Here is a 16,993-nt window from a genome sequence, read left to right on the forward strand (position 1 = left end):
GGCACAAATTATTATACCTTAAAAAAACCTCAAATGATTGCTATGCAATCATTTGAGGTTTTGGCAATTCTGAATTTATTTGAAATGAAATCTGCTTGAATATCTGCGGAATGTGGGTTTCATCGTTACCTCCAAAATTCGATCTGAGATCGTCGCCTTCATTTAGTAGTCGTTCGGCGAGGCTGCAAATCGACAGCGGGGCAAAAAATTTTTTCACCCTAACTCGCGAAGGCGTTTTTCGAGAAAACGACGCTCTGGTTCCTGTTTCACGATCGCCAGCGCCTTTTGGTAGGATTCTCTGGCATCAGCCGTTCTGCCCAGCCGCCGACACAAATCGGCTCGCGCGGAGTGTGCCAGATGGTAGTCTGCCAAATCGCCGCACGCTAATATTTCGTCGATCGATTGCAGTCCCGCTAAGGGGCCATCCCGCATGGCCACTGCCACCGCCCGATTTAAGGCAACAACGGGGGACGGCTCTAATTGCACGAGCAGGTCGTATAAGCCCACAATCTGCGCCCAGTCCGTTGCAGCAGCACTCTGGGCCTCTGAATGCACGGCTGATATCGCAGCCTGAAGCGTGTACGAACCAAACCGTCCTGATGATAGCGATTGCTGCACGAGTAACCTGCCTTCAAAAATTTGTGCTTGATTCCAGAGCGATCGATCTTGGTCTTCTAGAAGGATGAGGTCGCCGGTGGAGGAAGTGCGTGCGGTGCGTCGCGATTGTTGCAGCAGCATCAGCGCCAGGAGTCCAATTACTTCGGAGTCTGGCAACAGTTCCATTACCAGCCGTCCCAAACGGATCGCTTCGTCAGCGAGATCGGCCCGCGTCAGCGAGCTGCCAGATGAGGCCGCGTACCCTTCGTTAAACACCAGGTAGATCGTTTGAAGCACGGTGTCCAATCGATCGGGCAAATCGGTTTTCGACGGCACTTGATAAGGGATGCGTGCGGATCGGATCTTCGCCTTGGCCCGCACGATCCGCTGCGCCAAGGTGGGGGGAGCAATCAGGAAGGCGCTGGCAATTTCCTCGGTACTGAGTCCGCAGACTTCCCGCAGCGTCAACGCCACCTGAGCTTCTGGCGACAGGGCCGGATGACAGCAAGTGAAAATCAAGCGCAGGCGATCGTCCTCAAGGTCCTCGTCATCCTCGATCGTGGTGTCACTCGGATCGAGTTGTTGAGCGAGTTCTGCCAAGTGCGTATCAAAGCGGGCGCGACGGCGGATGGTGTCAATCCCTTTAAAGCGACCCACTGAAACAAGCCACGATCGCGGGTTAGCGGGGATGCCGTCACGCGGCCATTGCGCTACAGCCACAGCGAAGGCTTCGTGCATCGCCTCTTGGGCGTGATCGAAGTCACCGAGCAAGCGGATCAGGGTGGCTAAAACGCGGCGCGACTCGGATCGGTACACAACTTCCACCTGCTGACGGATTTGATTGGCTGCTGTCTCATTCATAAAGCGTTCACAAAACAAACATATATAGCGGTTCTCGGAAAAATGAGGTATTCACCAATTAATTAACAATTCCCCAATCCCCCAATCTAAAATCTAAAATCTAAAATCTAAAATCTAAACTTGTACCTCATCTATCTGAGAAAGGCTATATTATCGGCCGTGCCGCAGAGTACGATGCTCCCATTGCGCCCGTGCAATCCGCCAATGGACCTCGCTCCAACCGCGATCGGACATCCATGATGACCCTGGGCGGGTAGCAACCACCTCTGCTCCTATCCACTCGGCCAAGCGAGCGATCCGGGTATTTGCACTCACCGTAGACCCGGAGATCGCCTTCAGATCGAGTTCCGCGAACCCAAAGTCCAGCAGCGCCAGCCCCACCTCGATCGCGTAGGCATATCGCCCCCAATAGGCTGGTGCTAGTTCCAGACCAAATTCCATCTCGCCAGGTTCAGACAATCTTCCCCGCAGTCCACAGCAACCGACAAGCGCGTAAGGTTCATGTCGTTGTACGATCGCCAGTTGGTAATTGAGTCGAGGGCGATCGTCAGCCCATGCCTGAAACATCTCGAATAGACGTGCGGCATGGTCGGGACTAGACCGATCGGGTTCGTAAAATATCTGGTTGCGCGGATCGGCTTGATACTCCAAGAATGGCGATCGATCGGCATCTACAAAGTCACGCAGCAGAAATCTTTTGGTTACAATCTTTATCATAACTTACAACTCTTTAACTATGGGCAATTAAACAAACATCATATTCTGCCAAATCTTAATAGTTTTGTCACTGCTGCCGCTAGCCAAAAACTCTCCTTCCGGGCTAAAACTAACCGAATAAACCGAGTTAGTATGACCAGCAATATTACAAATTTCTTGACCGTCTTTCACTCGCCAAATCTTGATAGTTTGATTGCTGCTGCTAGCCAGAATCTCGCCATCGGGACTAAAAGCAATAGAATCAACATACCAAGAATGTCCTGCGATCGTTAAAACTTCTTGCCAATCTTTGACCCACCAAATTTTAATAGTATTGTCATGGCTGCCGCTAGCCAAAAACTCTCCATTTGGACTAAAAGCTATGCAGCGAACCGAGTCTGTATGACCTGTAATGGTGCGAATTAGCTTCCCATCTTTAACTCGCCAAATTTTGACTGTTCTGTCCCAACTGCAGCTAGCAATAGTTTCTCCATCAGGGCTAAAAGCGACAAAATAAACTAAATTGATGTGACCCGCAAGCGTGCGAATTTCTTGCCCGTCTTTGACTCGCCAAATCTTGATAGTTCTGTCCCAACTGCTGCTAGCAATAATTTCGCCATCGGGACTGAAAGCTGCGCCGTAAACTGAGTTGCTGTGACCGATCAGGGTGCGGATTTCTTGTCCATCTTTCATCCGCCAAAGTTTGACAGTTTTGTCGTGGCTGCTGCTGGCTAGCATCTGTCCGTCCGGGCTGAAAGCTACTGTATAAACCGAGTTAGCGTGTCCTGTAAGGGTGACAATTTCTTGCCCGTCTTCCACTCCCCACAACTTGATTGTTTTGTCATCGCTGCCGCTGGCTACAACTTCTCCGTTGGGGCTGAAAGCAACAGAGTAAATTAAGTTTTTGTGACCTGTGAGGGTGTGAAAACATTGCCAGTTATAGGTTTGCTGTTGGGGCAGGGCGGGAGTTTTTCCTGGTGTAACTAACTTGGAATTGGTTTCAGGAATTGCTAGATCGATCGCAACTTGGGGATTGATTTCTTTTAATACTTCAACAGCCGTTTGATAGCGGCGGTTGGTAGCATTTTCAATCATTTTGTCTAAAATTTTACCGAGTTGTTCACTCACCGGGTTGTTTGCCAAATACTGCCGCCAGATCCAGGCATCTTCACCAGGGTCGAAGAGGTCAAAAGGGGAAACTTGAGTTAGCAAATACAAACAAGTTACGCCTAAACTGTACAAATCGCTGGCAAAAAATGCTTTGCCTCGAGCTTGTTCGGGGGCGATATATTCGGGGCTGCCGATGCTGGTTCCTGTTTTGAGTAATGCTGTACCTGTGGCAATTTTTGCGGCGCCAAAGTCTACTAAAACTAATTGTTTGTCGGCGCGGCGGATGATGTTTCCGGGTTTGATGTCTCGGTGAATAACGTTGTGAGAATGGATGAAGTGAAGGACGGGTAATAAGCTATTGAGTAAGTCTTGAATTTGATTTTCTGTAAATGTGCCTTCTGTTTCTACAATTTGTGCTAAATTTTGCCCGTCGATAAATTCTTGGACTACATATTGTCTGCTGTCTTGGATGGAATAGGCTAAGAGTTCGGGAATTTGAGGGTGTTTGCCCAATTCGTCTAATCGCATTGCTTCTTGTTCAAAAAGTTCGGCTGCTTTTTTGCTGTTGCGATTGCTTGCTGATGGGATGAGTTGGGTTTCTGGGGGTAAAAATTGTTTGATGACGCAGCGGGGTTTTGAGGGTTTGTCTTCGTCAACGGCGAGGAATGTTCTACCAAAACCGCCTTGTCCGATCGCCTTTATAGCCCGGTAGCGATCGCGCAGCAGCAGTTTCGACCGGCAATTTTTGCATAATTTGACTGCGGGGGGATTTTGTGGTTTGGAACAGTTAGGATTTAGACAGTAACTCATTCGATTTTAGATTTTAGATTTTGGATTTTAGATTTTAACTTTTTGAATATTTCCACAGCGCAGTAAATATTATACCTCTTGCACAAGTCACACTCCCATCGACTTGTAGGGTGCGTCAGACGAATTTCTAGGATGATTATCTAGGATGTAGGTTCTGACGCACCTTATACCATTTCTCTAAAATCGTGCAACACTCTTCGACCCCCCCTAGCCCCCCCTTGCTAAGGGGGGGAACAAGAATACTGTTGCATTCTTTTTTAAAATTGGTATTACTATATATGCCCGTTGCGTCAGTTCTGTTTTATAAATTCCACATGACGGGGTTATCGTCTAAACGATCGGTGACAGTTCGCCCGATCGCGTCAATTTCTTTTAATTCCTCTTCACTCAATTTTACCTCAGCAGCTTTAGCATTTTCGGTGGCTTGTTTCCCGTCGCGCGCGCCGACAATTGCATTTGTTTGTGGCTGGGAAATCAACCAAGCTAAAGCTAAGTTGCCCAAGCTTGTCTGGTGGCGATCGGCAATTGGCCTGAGTTGATTTAATGCTGTTTGCACTCGGTCGTAATTTTCTTTGAGGAACAGCTTATTTTTGGCGCGGTGGTCGCCTTCTTCAAACTTGTGTTCTGGCCCGAATTTACCTGTCAATATTCCTTGAGCTAGAGATGAATAGGCAAGGATGGAGATATGATTGTCCACACAATAGGACATAGCATCTTTTTCTACCCAGCGCCAAAACAGAGAATAAGGCGGTTGGAGGCTGTCGATGCGTCCGTATTGGGCGGCTTCTTCTATTTGGGCGCGGGAGAAGTTGGAAACGCCGATCGCCCGAATTTTTCCCTGTTCTTTTAACTTGTTCAGGGCGTCCATTGTGTCTGCAATTGGCACTAACTCGGAATTCCAACTGCCAGCGGGCCAGTGGATTTGATAAAGGTCGATATAATCGGTGTTGAGGTTTTTTAGCGATCGATCGCAGGCTTCGATTACCAACTCGGGTTTCAGGTGGTTGGCGAAAACTTTGCTAGCATAAACTACTTGCGATCGTACATCTGAAAGTGCTTGAGCGATGATTTGTTCGGAATGCCCTTCTCCGTACTCCTCAGCAGTATCAAAAGTGGTAATGCCTGCCTCAAAAGCAGCCCGCATTGCTTTGACAGTTTGGGCATCTTCAATTCCCACCCACATTTGCTTCCCAGCTTGCCAACTCCCCATAATTATCGGGGTTATCTGAATTTCCGATGTCCCCAATCGTCGCTTTTCCATACCCTAAGTCCTAATTTAGATTTTCACTATTCACCCTCAAGCTCTATCATTTTAACAGGAAAGATTTGCTGTACTTGCTGGAAAGTAACGATTTTGTTACTATTTTTAAAACACAACTAATTTTTTATGAAATCAACTACTCGGGCGCTGAAAGAATGGAATGTGGCAGTTAATGCTTTGGAACGAGGCAAAACGATTATGCTGTTGCGGAAAGGGGGGATTCGGGAGCAAGCCGGACAGTTTAATGTTGGTGAAAAACAGGTTTTATTATATCCAACTTTTGAACACCAACAGCCGGATTTATTAAAACCGGAGTTTGCAGATCGAGTAAAAACTGTCGAATCTGGCTGGCATCCTGAATTTATTAAAATTGGCAGTTGGGCGGAGATTACCGATGTTTTTTTGGTAGCTTGGGAACCAGCCATTACTGCGCTGTTTCCTTACCATATTTGGAATGAAAAATTTGTCAGCGACCGCCTGAAATGGAAACAAAATCAGCCAATTTATATTTTATTGCTGCGGGTTTATCGCCTTGCAGAAACCTGCGAAATTCCGTACATTCCTGAATACGGCGGTTGCCGTTCTTGGATCGATTTAGCAGATCCAATTTTGCTGGAGGAAACCAAAGCTGTTTTGAGCGATCGAGAGTACATTGAACGCTCAAATCAAATCCGCAATCTGATAGCTAATCCTGCGAATGATTCTGGTTTGCAGAGAGTGACAACGCTGACAGATGGCAGTCAGGATTTTAGTCCTCATGAATAGTTTTTAATGTACTTTTCGAGAGGCGGGCTTCTACCAAACCCAGCCCAAAATCCGCAGCTAATGCCATCAAAGCTGCCGGAATTGCCCCAGCTAAAAGTAACTGATTGTTGACTGTAGCAACGCCGCGAAAAATAAACACCCCCAAGCCGCCAGCACCAATTGCCGCGGCAATTGTTGCCAGTCCGATCGCAATTACTGTGGCCACTCGCACGCCCGCCAGAATCACGCCCAGTGCCAGGGGAATTTCCACTTGCCATAACAGTTGCATATCAGTCATTCCCATGCCTCTTCCGGCTTCCGCAATCGCCGGATCGACGCCGACAATACCGGTATAAGTATTGCGGATAATAGGCAGTAAAGAATACAGAGTGAGGGCGATAATTGCCGTGCTATCGCCTATTCCACCCACTACCGGCACCGGGATTAGCAAGCCAAATAAAGCTAAACTGGGAATTGTTTGCATAATATTAGCAAATCCCAAAATGGGCTTTTTCAATTTTGGTTTTCTCGTGACTAAAAGCCCGAGGGGAATCCCCAGACTAATAGCGATAAAAATTGCAACAGTTACTAAATATAAGTGCTCGGTCGCGCGCTGAACTATCTCCGCACCATACCGATTGATAAATTGCATCATGTGGAAATTAGTAATTAGGAATTGACAAGGGTAAATTTTGCTATAATCGAATATCTCGTAGGAGTCGGTTCACCAATATCTTTAATTTCCCGCCATCCGCTTCAAAAACCCGCCCCGCCCATACCCATAAACGAAGGATGCGATCGCACATCATATTATTACCCGGGACCGGGTAATTGCAAACATTCAAGAAATGCGCGAGCTTCTGGATGCTGAGATTTCATAAAATCAGCGGGCGATGACAATTCAACCAGCCGTCCGTCTTGCATCAAACCTATTCTAGAAGCTAACAAAAAAGCTTCTTGAATGCCGTGAGTCACAAAAATCACTGTTTTACCCAGTTGCTGCTGCAATTGAGCGAATTCCCGCTGCAATTCCAGGCGAGTAATGGGGTCTAAAGCACCAAACGGTTCGTCCATTAACAGCATCGGAGGGTCAGCCGCCAGTGCTCTGGCGACGCCTACCCGCTGCCGCTGTCCGCCGGATAACTGATGGGGATAGCGTTTGGCGAAGTGCTGGGGGTCGAGGTTGACTAATTCTAAAAGTTTGCGGACGCGAGATTGAATGCGATCGCCCTCCCAACCTTCTAATTTTGGCACTAAACCGACGTTTTGCTCGACGGTAAAATGGGGAAATAAACCGATTTCTTGAATCACATAACCAATTTTTCGGCGCAGTTGAATTGGGTTCCACTGAGTTGTCGGTTTTCCCATGACAAGAACTTCGCCGCTGCTTGGCGTCAGTAAATTGTTAATCAATTTCATGGTAGTAGTTTTGCCACTCCCGCTGCGTCCCAGCAATACTAAAACTTCTCCTTGCAGCACTTTGAAAGTGAGTTTGTCTACTAAGTGCCTGCGGTTGAGGCGATATGTCACGTCGAGACATTCGACAGCAACTTCATTATTTAGAGGCATGATGAGTTTCGGTAATTTGGGTTTTTAGCAACTTAAAATCGACGACCCTCGGAAAACAATTCCCAATCTAAAATCTAAAATCTAAAATCGACTTGATTTTGCCATTCTAGTAACAATGCTCGACATTGGAGGCAAGTTAATTTTTTGAGCAAGTCGCGAATTCCGTCTGGGGTGACAGGATATGCAGCACCGATAAGTTCAGGGTTTACTGTTGGTGTAGGGTGCAATTCTGCAACAAAACCGTAAAGTTTTTGATTGGAGAAGGAACTGTTTATTGCCCAGCCGGTGGTGTTGATCGGTTGGATGCGGGCGATCGCACTTTCTGTCACGCCTAGTTCTTTCTTGAGTATAGCTGGAACTTCCGCTGCTGGCGTGGCTTCGGCTTCTACGCGACCGCCGGGAAAATCCAGGGTTGCGGATGCCACGCCCGGGCGATACATCGGTGAGGGAAACAAAAATTTTTCAGCTTGAATTGTCAAGATTACAACTGAATCTGCTCTTTCTACTCGCCAATATTCTACTGTTTTTCCTTCGGTTGTTTCGAGATGTTCGGCGATTAGTTTTACCCAATGAGAGTTGATTTCTACAAAGCGGTCTAGAGTTTTCCACTGGGATTTGGCAGTTTGGTTCATGTGGGAATTTTTGAAATAAATCAGATGTTGTTTGCTATGGTAGTCGATCGTTGCCGAACCCAACAATAAAATATCGACCTTTTCAGCTTTGAACCCGTTTTTTGCTCTCGATTGTAAATTTTTGCTACAAGGCTACACATTTGCCTGGTAAATTCCGTAGCATAGACTACATAATAGATTTTTTCTGCGCCTTCGCTCTGGGTTGTTGCAACCCCGCCCTGGTGCAGACTCTTAGCTCAAAAGGAGTTGTTATGAAACTGCAAACAGATATTCGTACTTGGCAATCCCAACCAACGTCAGGAAGCGTCGCCACTGCCCGCGACTGGGAAAAATTTGGCTGCGCCGTACCTGCACCCAAATTGGCTCCTTCTATGTGGGTTAAGTTGTTCAATCCGCCAACCGCATTCAGTTTTGACGAAGCGTGGCTGTTGTGTGAATGTTCAGAGGAAAAGTGGCTGGCTTGGATTCCTGATTATGGTGAAATTTTGCTGAGTACACATGAATTTTGCGCTACTTAATCGGGAATGACGCATACAAACTTTCATAAACCAGGTGTTAAAATCCATATCCCTCGGGTTCCACGGGCTTTTTTGGAAACAAGCTGGTTTCTGCGTAATTATCTTGTTTGCAGTGAGGAATGCAAGTCCTCAAACTTCGATCAGGACTTGCATTCCTCACTACAAACCTCTTATATGATGTTGTTCCAGCCAATATCATATAAGTCCTAATAGATATTAATAGAAATTTCGCCACCAAAAAGAGCAATAGAAAACCTATTGCTCTTTTTGTTCAAAAACACTCTCTAGTTTTTATCTTTAGATAGCGGAAGTTATATCAAGTGACCTCGATTGACCCCAATATCGCCGCCGTGACGGGTTTACTGTATTGATGCTTGGATTGGAGATATTGGCGAACCCGCCCTTACAACAATTACGGTCAATTTAGCCACCATGATATTGCTGGTTTATTTGCAAACTGCACGGTTATTTGCGTTTCTGACAATCGTGCCTGCTCTGCCATTAATCCGAACCGGGTTTCCGGTACTTTTACGGATCAAGAGCGGTTGTTTTGCCAGACATTCTCTGATTGATTGTGACCAGGCGGTGAGAGCTGCGGTGTATTCTGAACGAGTCGATGGGGCGCGAAACTGATCGGTAATTAGGTAATCTGTGGTGATGCTAGTGTCAGTAGCAACATTGGTAATAATTGGAAAGTCAAATGCTTTGGGCAAGGTTCTGTCAGCTCTTTTGCCCGGTACCAACTGGTATTTCATCGAGCCACCCTTGTAGTCAATCTCTGCTTGAGGGCTTGTGGGAGGGCTGGTTTGAGCGAAGGCTGGAACAGGCAGGCTTGCTACCAAAACGGTGCAAAAACTCCAAAAAAATTTCGATTTCATCTGATTCATCTCCTCAACTTTATGACGATTAGCACTAATTAGGTATGCTCCAAAAAACTAGCTTTTATTGAAAAAGCGCCTGATGATATTCAGCTTTTGAGTTTGAGTTTAACCTACCTAATTTATTACCAAACATTCTCAAAAATGTTAAAACTGGTTGACCTGACAAACTGTAGAAAAGTTTCAGTTGAGTTAAACATTTACACATCTGAAGTTGTTACAGCATTTGGGAGTCGGTTTTACCAGAATAATTCATTTTCGATCGATGTCATTGGAACTTTATCAAATTTTGTCTCAGATATCAAGTTTTGCCGATCGCGTATCACGTTTTAACACTGGGAAAGCGGCTCGATCGAGGTTTGAGTGTGGCGCGCTATACCAGGGCGAGAAAGATGCTACAGTGCATCGATGGCCGTTTGAGTATTTTCAGGCGACAATAGACACAGAAGGGGCTTGAAAATAGGTGATTTTAGTGGAAGATAGTAAATTTATCGACGTATCGGACATTATGGGTGTTCCCGCAGCTCCGGCGGGTTACAAATCCGGCTTTGTGGGTATAGTCGGACGCCCGAATGTCGGAAAATCAACGCTGATGAATCAGTTGGTGGGGCAGAAAATTGCTATTACTTCGCCGGTGTCTCAGACGACTCGCAACAGGCTGCGGGGCATCCTGACGACACCTGAAGCACAAATTATTTTTGTAGATACTCCCGGAATTCACAAGCCGCACCACCAATTGGGCAAGGTTTTGGTGCAGAATGCCCGCACAGCGATTCAGTCGGTGGATGTGGTGCTGTTTGTGGTGGATGGTTCCGTGGAATCGGGAGGGGGCGATCGATATATTGTCGAAATTCTCAGCAATTGCAAAGTTCCGGTGATTTTGGGGATGAATAAGTTGGACGAACAACCGGAGGATTCCGTGTTGATCGATCGAACTTACGAGCAAATTGTCAATCCTGAGTGGCCGGTGGTGAAATTTTCCGCTCTCACGGGCGAGGGTGTCGAGCCGCTGCAACAATTGTTAATCGAACATTTGGAGGTTGGGCCTTATTATTATCCGCCCGATTTGGTGACTGACCAGCCGGAACGCTTTATTATGGGCGAATTGATTCGGGAACAGATTTTGCTGCTGACGCGGGAAGAAGTGCCGCATTCTGTAGCAATTGCGATCGATATAGTTCAAGAAGAAGCAAAAATTACCCGCATTCTAGCGACAATTCACGTCGAACGAGATTCCCAAAAAGGCATTTTAATCGGTAAAAGCGGCAGTATGCTCAAGTCGATCGGCAGTGCGGCCCGGGAACAGATTCAAAAGTTAATTGAAGGCAAAGTATATTTAGAGTTATTTGTCAAGGTGCAGCCGAAGTGGCGGCAGTCGCGTACTCGTTTGGCGGAATTGGGCTATCGGGTGGAAGAATAAAGCGAACTGATGGAGCAAATAAGGGCGATCGTTGAGAGATTTACAACTGAACTTCCCCTCGTAGGCAGAAGTTCAGTTTAAATCATTGTCCTAAAAACTCCGCCCGCAACTGTCAACTGTCATATCAAATCCGTTAGCATCGGAATAGTAAATTCGAGTTGACTGTTCACTGTTCACTGTCAACCGTCAACCGTCAACCGTCAACATCATTCCGGTGTAACCGGAAATGATATCAACTGTCAACTGTTTAAGGACGTTCTGCAAATTTTTGAACAGCTTTTGGTGCAAAAGCAGCAACTAAAAAAGAAGTTGTAATGTATTTGCCATCAGCATTCTTGCTAGTTATTGTGATTGTGCCAAACACAATTGCTGCAATCAGTGCAATAAAACTCATCGCTCGCATTGCCGAGTAGTGTCCATTATCTTCCTGAAAAAATTCAGCCAGCTCTTGTCCGTGTTCTGCAGAATTTGCGGGAGCTTCAAGGATAGCAGAATGTGTCATTTGATTAACCTCATAAATGATTAAAGCTTAACTAACAGGACTTACGCAACAACCGAAAAATTAAACTTCCGTAGTTGTAAGGTTCGCGTTTCACACCATACAATTAGAGTCGGCACGTAAGTCCTATACAAGTGAGATCTACCGTTGTTTAGTGCGGTAACTTGCTCAAAGCGTGCCAAGTTCTCGGCCCGACAATTCCATCGGCTGGTAAACCCTTAATCGTTTGGAACTGGATCGCCGCTACTTTGGTCATAACCCCGAAGTATCCGTCAACAAAACCGAAATAGTATCCATTCAATTTCAAGACATTCTGAACAATTTTGACAGCATTACCTGAACTACCATTCATCAGAGTCGGCATATTCACAGGTGCACCAGAGTATAGTGCTTGCCAGGTTAGAGGACTGACAATCCCATCTTCAGGTAAAAAGACGCGGTGTTGATAGTCTTTTACGGCGTCTTCAACATAGGTGTCGAAAATACCATCGATCGCAAAACCGTAATAATATCCCCAATGATATAAAAGCTGTTGCAGTTCCTTGACGGCTTGACCAGTAGAACCCCGTTTTAAAGTGGGTTTCATGAGTCCCGACGCTTCAGCAACTGCAAGAGTTGATTGAGAAGTTGTATCGGCGACGACAGCGATAGCTTGATTGTTGAGAGTTTTTTCTTCTGTAAACATGATGGGAATCCTCTGTGCATTCGAGTGTTTTCATTTGATATTTCAGGTATAACTGCTGTCTTCGATGGCTTCACAGTCGCTTTTTATAGTGAAACTTGTGTGAGTTCACACATTTGAGTGTCACTCATTTGAGTTATATCGGTTCCGCTTACAGTCGATCGGCAGTGTGGCGCGAGAACAGATTCAAAAGTTAATTGAGAGCAAAGTATATTTGGAGTTATTTGTCAAAGTGCAGCCGAAATGGTGGCAGTCTCGCACTCGTTTGGCAGAATTGGGCGATCGCGTGGAAGAGTGAAACTTTGGCAGTTGGCAGTTGGGGTTCTTCCGTTCTATGAATCAAGAATCGAGCACGAATTTCGCTCTGAGAGAGTTTCATCGGGGCCGGAGAGTCGATACAAACCCCCGCTTTACCACTAGAACGCCATTCCAACAACAGTACACTAAACTGAGAGCAGCCCCATTCGCCCCAGTTGACCTATGCCGCGTTGGTTCAATACTGCTGGCCCCTGCCGCGATGACATCCACTATCAGCTTCCTGCCACCCGTCGCCTCCCAAATTTAGAGCGACTGATTGCTCAGCAAAGCTATTTCGTCATCCATGCACCCCGGCAAGTGGGGAAAACCACCGCCATGCTGGCGTTAGCCAAACAACTCACCGAAAGCGGACAATACACCGCCGTGATGCTGTCAGTTGAAGTCGGCGCACCCTTCAGTCAAGACATTGCGGGTGCAGAGGATGCCATTCTCGGTGCTTGGCGACGGGCGATTTCGATTCGACTTCCCCCAGAATTGCAGCCGCCTGCTTGGCCCTCATCGGAACCGGGACAGCAAATCGGCGAGGTACTCAGCCTGTGGACACAATCTTCTCCTCGTCCTTTGGTGGTTTTCATCGATGAAATTGACGCACTACAAGACCAAGCTTTGATTTCTATTCTGCGCCAATTACGCGATGGTTATCCCAATCGTCCGAAAGCGTTTCCGCAATCGGTGGGTTTAATTGGTTTGCGGGATGTTCGCGATTACAAAGTGGCTGCGGGGGGAAGCGATCGACTCAATACATCCAGTCCGTTTAATATTAAAGTGCGATCGATTACTCTCAGAGATTTTAATGCCTCAGAAGTCGCGGAACTCTACGCGCAACATACCGAAGATACCGGACAAGTTTTTACACCTGAAGCCGTAGCCTTAGCTTTTGAACTGACTCAGGGACAACCTTGGTTAGTGAATGCTTTAGCTAAGGAAATTGTAGAAGAATTAGTAACAGATGAATCTATAGAAATTACACCACAACATATTTTAGAAGCCAAAGAAATTATCATAAAAAGACAAGATACGCATTTAGATAGCTTGGCAGAGCGACTGCGAGAAAACCGAGTCAAAGCCATTATCGAGCCGATGCTAGCCGGACGAGAATTGCCAGAATCTTCTAATGACGATCGCCAATACCTCGTAGATTTGGGCTTGCTCAAACGAGATCCAGCCGGGGGTTTAGTCATCGCCAATCCGATTTATCGAGAAGTGTTGCCGCGAGTTTTGGCGCAAGGGCCGCAAGATAGTTTACCGATTATCCGTCCGAGTTGGTTGAACGATCGCGGCGAACTACTACCCGATGCACTCCTGCAAGCGTTTCTCGCGTTTTGGCTACAGCATGGCGAACCGTTACTCAAAAGTGCGTCTTATCCGGAAATTGCACCGCATTTAGTGTTGATGGCGTTTCTGCATCGGGTGATTAATGGTGGGGGAACATTGGAGCGGGAATATGCGATCGGACGCGACAGAATGGATTTATGTTTGCGTTATGGTGAGGTAACATTGGGAATTGAACTGAAGGTTTGGCGAACTCGGAAAGTCGATCCGTTGAGTAAAGGTTTGGAACAGTTAGATGGATATTTGGCTCGATTGGGACAAGATTCCGGTTGGTTGGTGATATTCGATCGTCGCGAGAATGCGCTTGAATTAGAAGAACGACTGAATACTGAAATTCATCTGACACCAATGGGGCGAACCGTTACAGTTATTCGTGCGTGAAGAATTTGTGATGAATGTTTTGGTTCTGGCGATCGCCCTAGTGTGCGATCGACTCTAAATGCTCTCTTATCTAAAATTTAATAAAGATAGCTTTTTTCAGTGCGACGGCTTAAGTGATTGAGTCAAATCGTGCGGCGAACTCGATCGAGGAAAGGAGATTCTGATGGGGAGTAAGAAGGGGTTGACATACATCCTTGAGCTGCGGTATTATTCGACTATATCCAGTATTGTACGGCAACTGCGATACAATTATAAGTTAGCTGGCTTTGTACAGAGACTTTGCATTTGTCTTTTGAGGTTATCGGTGAGTCCGAAAACACCTTGAAGATATCCTGCTGCGGCAGTGGTTCAAAATAGTCAGCAGTGTATTGCATCACTCAGGGGCATCCCGGATCAAGTTATAAGTTATTGCCTTGGTTAGAAAGAATTGATATAACTGAGGTTAATGAAGTTTGGCTATTTATTTCAGGTGATTTATGGAACCTATAGCTATAGCAGCGATCGCTTCTACTTTGATTTTTAAAGTTTTAGAGAAGAGTGATGAGAAACTAGACGAGGCTTTAGAGAACAAAATTGATCAGTTGATAAATATAGTTCGAGAAAATTTCAAAAGTAAGGGTGTTGAAGGGATATTAATCCAGATAGAGAGAGACTCTACAGCAGCCGATAAGCAAATATTTCAGACAATACTGGAAATGCAGGTTTCTCAAGATAAAATTTTTGCAAAGGAGCTAGAGACTCTGGTAGAACAGCTAAGGTTTAATGATCAAATGAATCAAACTTTGCTGAAAATTATTGATGTATCAGGCAATGCTGAAATAGCTGATGTAAGTCAAATTGATAACGTTTTGGAAAGTGATTCAGAATCTAGTAATCAGATGAATGATTCAGGTGCGGAGTCATCTAAGGCTAATATATTAGCGCAGAGTTTCCAAAATATTTTTGAAAAAATCAATCAATTTGACATCAAAAATAAGGTTGATAAAATTGGGATTGATGCATTCATCAAGCAATGTGCAACTTTAGCAGCTACAACGGGTGCAGCAAGTGGTTTCGGGGGATTTACAACATCGATTGTCGGAGTTCCCTTTGATTTGCTGAACAATGTTCTTCAGCTATTTCGAGTCACTCTAGGGGTCATATACTACAAGAAAGGAGTGTATAAAGTTTCTTTTCTTGAATTAATCAAGATTATAGGTGCAGCAATAGGTGTAGAAGTAGGTAATATCTTGACAAGAGCAATCCTGCTAGCTATTGCCAAGAGTATTCTTGTTCGCATGTCCGCTTCCCTAGCTGGAAAATCAGTTCCTTTTCTGGGAGCAGCTATTGGTGGTCTTGCAAACTATCAATATATCAGTGGCATGGGGGAATCCGTCAAACGCATTGATATGAGTGCCAATACCTTTCAGGCAGAAGGCTTAGCGGATGAAAAAGGATAGTAAAGCAGGTGGCTGTTAAACTCAGTAATTTCCAACTTTGAGTTTTGCATAGCCCTGAAAGTAAACGTACTTGAAAAAAATCGGTGAGGTAAAACAGCTACCAAGTCGATAAGCTTTCTGATTTTCTTGAACTTCCTACCTAAAAGCTTTTGTAAGGAAGGCTTTTAGTCATTGATTTTTGAAGACCTCCTCGCAATGCCTATAGAGGCTAACTTAATTTAGTTCATTATCCTCAGTAAATAAAGGTTTGCCAACATGTCTAAATCTGAAAATAGGAAAGCGCCTCCAAACTGGTGTGGTTTTCATCGGGATGGATTAATTGCAGTATTTCTCCTTGACTGCTTGTGGATGCTCATTGAAACAGGAGCAGCCATTTCGATTGTTGGCATTCCTGCAATTCCGGTGATTATTTTTGTGATCTTTGGATTGAGTTCTTACATCGTTTTTTCCAAGCAGCGGATTTTAGGCGATCGCCCTGCTCCAGCGCTAGTTAAAGCGGTATTTCTAGGTGTAGTTGCGGCAGTGCCATTTCCAGTTTTCTACACCATTGCGTTGGTAGTCCTTGGAGTACTGCACAAGCTGTTTCCGCAAGCTAGCAGAGTTGCAGGAGAGATGCCCTTTTTCAAGGATGAAAGATTTGGTAGATTTGCCAATGATTTTAAGGAGATTGAAGGTGTTTTAAAGGAGGCTGTAAGAAAAGTTGATTCGTCGAAAGTGAGTGATGAAGTTTTTGACAACATTAACTTTCTTGATCGCAAAGGAATGATGCCCGAAGATTTATGCAATGAATTGCATCAAATTAGACAAATCAGGAATAAGCTGGTGCATGGAAAGTTAACCATGCCTGACTCGATTCAATTTGACGTACTCAAGAAATGTAAGCAACAAGTCATGGCGACGTTTAAGCACTAGCCTGCTTTGCAGTGATTTCAATGAGAGTAAATTCTGCTAAAGTAGATGTGGTTACTTTTGGTTCACAATGATCGTGATTTTGAAACTATTACTCAAGTGCGATCGCTTCAACACCTTCGCTTTCAACCTTGAGTTGTCCTGCAAAGCACCGACAGACAAACGATTTAGAAGCTATCGGTGAGGAAAGCCAGCTAACAAGTCGTTGGAGCCGACCGTTGAAAGGTTGTCGGTGAGTGCCAGAGGTTATCTGCGGCGGCTCAACTTGGTCGTTATCTCGTAAACGCTGCCTGACTTTGGAGATGATTCAGAAGCTCGATCTAGAATTAAGGATTCC

The 16,993-nt window shown here is 45.5% G+C and carries 16 protein-coding genes and 1 pseudogene; 7 read left to right on the forward strand and 10 right to left on the reverse strand.

Annotated elements, in window-relative coordinates:
- Positions 1 to 213: 213 nt before the first annotated feature.
- From QUA99_RS19500 to QUA99_RS19515, 4 genes are all read right to left on the reverse strand, one after another.
- The gene (locus QUA99_RS19500; protein ID WP_333239993.1) at positions 214 to 1,458 is read right to left on the reverse strand and encodes an RNA polymerase sigma factor; all 1,245 of its coding nucleotides are present in this window, start codon (positions 1,456 to 1,458) and stop codon (positions 214 to 216) included.
- A gap of 150 nt (positions 1,459 to 1,608) precedes the next feature.
- The gene (locus tag QUA99_RS19505) at positions 1,609 to 2,175 is read right to left on the reverse strand and encodes a GNAT family N-acetyltransferase (RefSeq protein WP_333239991.1); all 567 of its coding nucleotides are present in this window, start codon (positions 2,173 to 2,175) and stop codon (positions 1,609 to 1,611) included.
- Positions 2,176 to 2,202: 27 nt separating this feature from the next.
- Positions 2,203 to 4,074: a serine/threonine-protein kinase gene (locus QUA99_RS19510; RefSeq protein WP_333239989.1), complete on the reverse strand. Its 1,872-nt coding sequence runs from the start codon at positions 4,072 to 4,074 to the stop codon at positions 2,203 to 2,205.
- 301 nt (positions 4,075 to 4,375) lie between these two features.
- Positions 4,376 to 5,335, reverse strand: a complete 960-nt coding sequence (locus QUA99_RS19515) for an aldo/keto reductase (protein WP_333239987.1) — start codon at positions 5,333 to 5,335, stop codon at positions 4,376 to 4,378.
- A 126-nt stretch (positions 5,336 to 5,461) separates the two neighbouring features.
- Here QUA99_RS19515 and QUA99_RS19520 point away from each other — a divergent pair, with 126 nt between their 5' ends.
- Positions 5,462 to 6,100: a DUF1802 family protein gene (locus tag QUA99_RS19520; protein ID WP_333239985.1), complete on the forward strand. Its 639-nt coding sequence runs from the start codon at positions 5,462 to 5,464 to the stop codon at positions 6,098 to 6,100.
- Here the strand turns inward: QUA99_RS19520 and QUA99_RS19525 are convergent.
- From QUA99_RS19525 to QUA99_RS19535, 3 genes are all read right to left on the reverse strand, one after another.
- Positions 6,084 to 6,734 (reverse strand): ABC transporter permease, encoded by a 651-nt coding sequence (locus QUA99_RS19525; RefSeq protein WP_333381491.1) that lies wholly within the window; start codon positions 6,732 to 6,734, stop codon positions 6,084 to 6,086. The genes QUA99_RS19520 and QUA99_RS19525 overlap by 17 nt on opposite strands.
- A 158-nt stretch (positions 6,735 to 6,892) precedes the next feature.
- Positions 6,893 to 7,648 (reverse strand): ATP-binding cassette domain-containing protein, encoded by a 756-nt coding sequence (locus QUA99_RS19530; protein WP_333239983.1) that lies wholly within the window; start codon positions 7,646 to 7,648, stop codon positions 6,893 to 6,895.
- Positions 7,649 to 7,722: 74 nt separating this feature from the next.
- Positions 7,723 to 8,280: an NUDIX hydrolase gene (locus QUA99_RS19535; protein WP_333239981.1), complete on the reverse strand. Its 558-nt coding sequence runs from the start codon at positions 8,278 to 8,280 to the stop codon at positions 7,723 to 7,725.
- Between the two features lie 251 nt (positions 8,281 to 8,531).
- Between QUA99_RS19535 and QUA99_RS19540 the strand changes: the two genes are divergently transcribed.
- Positions 8,532 to 8,798, forward strand: coding sequence for a hypothetical protein (locus QUA99_RS19540; protein WP_333239979.1), 267 nt, complete (start codon positions 8,532 to 8,534; stop codon positions 8,796 to 8,798).
- 446 nt (positions 8,799 to 9,244) lie between these two features.
- Here the strand turns inward: QUA99_RS19540 and QUA99_RS19545 are convergent, their stop codons facing one another.
- Positions 9,245 to 9,676, reverse strand: a complete 432-nt coding sequence (locus QUA99_RS19545) for a hypothetical protein (protein ID WP_333239977.1) — start codon at positions 9,674 to 9,676, stop codon at positions 9,245 to 9,247.
- Between the two features lie 508 nt (positions 9,677 to 10,184).
- Here QUA99_RS19545 and era point away from each other — a divergent pair.
- Positions 10,185 to 11,096: a GTPase Era gene (gene era, locus QUA99_RS19550; RefSeq protein ID WP_199292477.1), complete on the forward strand. Its 912-nt coding sequence runs from the start codon at positions 10,185 to 10,187 to the stop codon at positions 11,094 to 11,096.
- Between the two features lie 247 nt (positions 11,097 to 11,343).
- Here era and QUA99_RS19555 read toward each other — a convergent pair whose 3' ends face one another.
- Both QUA99_RS19555 and QUA99_RS19560 read right to left on the reverse strand, forming a co-directional pair.
- Positions 11,344 to 11,598 carry a hypothetical protein gene (locus QUA99_RS19555; protein ID WP_333239976.1) on the reverse strand — a complete coding sequence of 85 codons (255 nt, stop codon included), beginning with the start codon at positions 11,596 to 11,598 and terminating at the stop codon, positions 11,344 to 11,346.
- Positions 11,599 to 11,746: 148 nt separating this feature from the next.
- A complete protein-coding gene (locus QUA99_RS19560; protein WP_333239974.1) occupies positions 11,747 to 12,280 on the reverse strand; it encodes a peptidoglycan-binding protein in 534 nt (177 codons plus the stop codon).
- 148 nt (positions 12,281 to 12,428) lie between these two features.
- Here QUA99_RS19560 and QUA99_RS19565 point away from each other — a divergent pair.
- The 4 genes and pseudogenes from QUA99_RS19565 to QUA99_RS19580 all read left to right on the forward strand — a co-directional run.
- Positions 12,429 to 12,575 (forward strand): annotated as a pseudogene (locus QUA99_RS19565) (GTPase Era); the annotation flags it as partial.
- A gap of 182 nt (positions 12,576 to 12,757) precedes the next feature.
- Entirely contained in the window at positions 12,758 to 14,308 is a 1,551-nt protein-coding gene (locus tag QUA99_RS19570) for an ATP-binding protein (protein WP_333239972.1), read from the forward strand.
- A gap of 476 nt (positions 14,309 to 14,784) precedes the next feature.
- Positions 14,785 to 15,747 carry a hypothetical protein gene (locus QUA99_RS19575; protein WP_333239970.1) on the forward strand — a complete coding sequence of 321 codons (963 nt, stop codon included), beginning with the start codon at positions 14,785 to 14,787 and terminating at the stop codon, positions 15,745 to 15,747.
- 255 nt (positions 15,748 to 16,002) lie between these two features.
- Positions 16,003 to 16,659 (forward strand): hypothetical protein, encoded by a 657-nt coding sequence (locus QUA99_RS19580; protein WP_333239968.1) that lies wholly within the window; start codon positions 16,003 to 16,005, stop codon positions 16,657 to 16,659.
- The last annotated feature ends 334 nt before the right edge of the window (positions 16,660 to 16,993 follow it).

Source organism: Microcoleus sp. F10-B2, assembly GCF_036704965.1.
GTDB lineage: Bacteria > Cyanobacteriota > Cyanobacteriia > Cyanobacteriales > Microcoleaceae > Microcoleus.

What these genes read in the sequence shown, in the direction of transcription:
- QUA99_RS19560 (WP_333239974.1), bottom strand. Translation starts at nt 12,280, where the DNA reads ATGTTTACAGAAGAAAAAACTCTCAACAATCAAGCTATCGCTGTCGTC.
- QUA99_RS19515 (WP_333239987.1), bottom strand. Translation starts at nt 5,335, where the DNA reads ATGGAAAAGCGACGATTGGGGACATCGGAAATTCAGATAACCCCGATA.
- QUA99_RS19510 (WP_333239989.1), bottom strand. Translation starts at nt 4,074, where the DNA reads ATGAGTTACTGTCTAAATCCTAACTGTTCCAAACCACAAAATCCCCCC.
- QUA99_RS19580 (WP_333239968.1), top strand. Translation starts at nt 16,003, where the DNA reads ATGTCTAAATCTGAAAATAGGAAAGCGCCTCCAAACTGGTGTGGTTTT.
- QUA99_RS19525 (WP_333381491.1), bottom strand. Translation starts at nt 6,734, where the DNA reads ATGATGCAATTTATCAATCGGTATGGTGCGGAGATAGTTCAGCGCGCG.
- QUA99_RS19545 (WP_333239977.1), bottom strand. Translation starts at nt 9,676, where the DNA reads ATGAAATCGAAATTTTTTTGGAGTTTTTGCACCGTTTTGGTAGCAAGC.
- QUA99_RS19570 (WP_333239972.1), top strand. Translation starts at nt 12,758, where the DNA reads ATGCCGCGTTGGTTCAATACTGCTGGCCCCTGCCGCGATGACATCCAC.
- QUA99_RS19555 (WP_333239976.1), bottom strand. Translation starts at nt 11,598, where the DNA reads ATGACACATTCTGCTATCCTTGAAGCTCCCGCAAATTCTGCAGAACAC.
- QUA99_RS19535 (WP_333239981.1), bottom strand. Translation starts at nt 8,280, where the DNA reads ATGAACCAAACTGCCAAATCCCAGTGGAAAACTCTAGACCGCTTTGTA.
- QUA99_RS19505 (WP_333239991.1), bottom strand. Translation starts at nt 2,175, where the DNA reads ATGATAAAGATTGTAACCAAAAGATTTCTGCTGCGTGACTTTGTAGAT.
- QUA99_RS19520 (WP_333239985.1), top strand. Translation starts at nt 5,462, where the DNA reads ATGAAATCAACTACTCGGGCGCTGAAAGAATGGAATGTGGCAGTTAAT.
- era (WP_199292477.1), top strand. Translation starts at nt 10,185, where the DNA reads ATGGGTGTTCCCGCAGCTCCGGCGGGTTACAAATCCGGCTTTGTGGGT.
- QUA99_RS19530 (WP_333239983.1), bottom strand. Translation starts at nt 7,648, where the DNA reads ATGCCTCTAAATAATGAAGTTGCTGTCGAATGTCTCGACGTGACATAT.
- QUA99_RS19575 (WP_333239970.1), top strand. Translation starts at nt 14,785, where the DNA reads ATGGAACCTATAGCTATAGCAGCGATCGCTTCTACTTTGATTTTTAAA.
- QUA99_RS19540 (WP_333239979.1), top strand. Translation starts at nt 8,532, where the DNA reads ATGAAACTGCAAACAGATATTCGTACTTGGCAATCCCAACCAACGTCA.
- QUA99_RS19500 (WP_333239993.1), bottom strand. Translation starts at nt 1,458, where the DNA reads ATGAATGAGACAGCAGCCAATCAAATCCGTCAGCAGGTGGAAGTTGTG.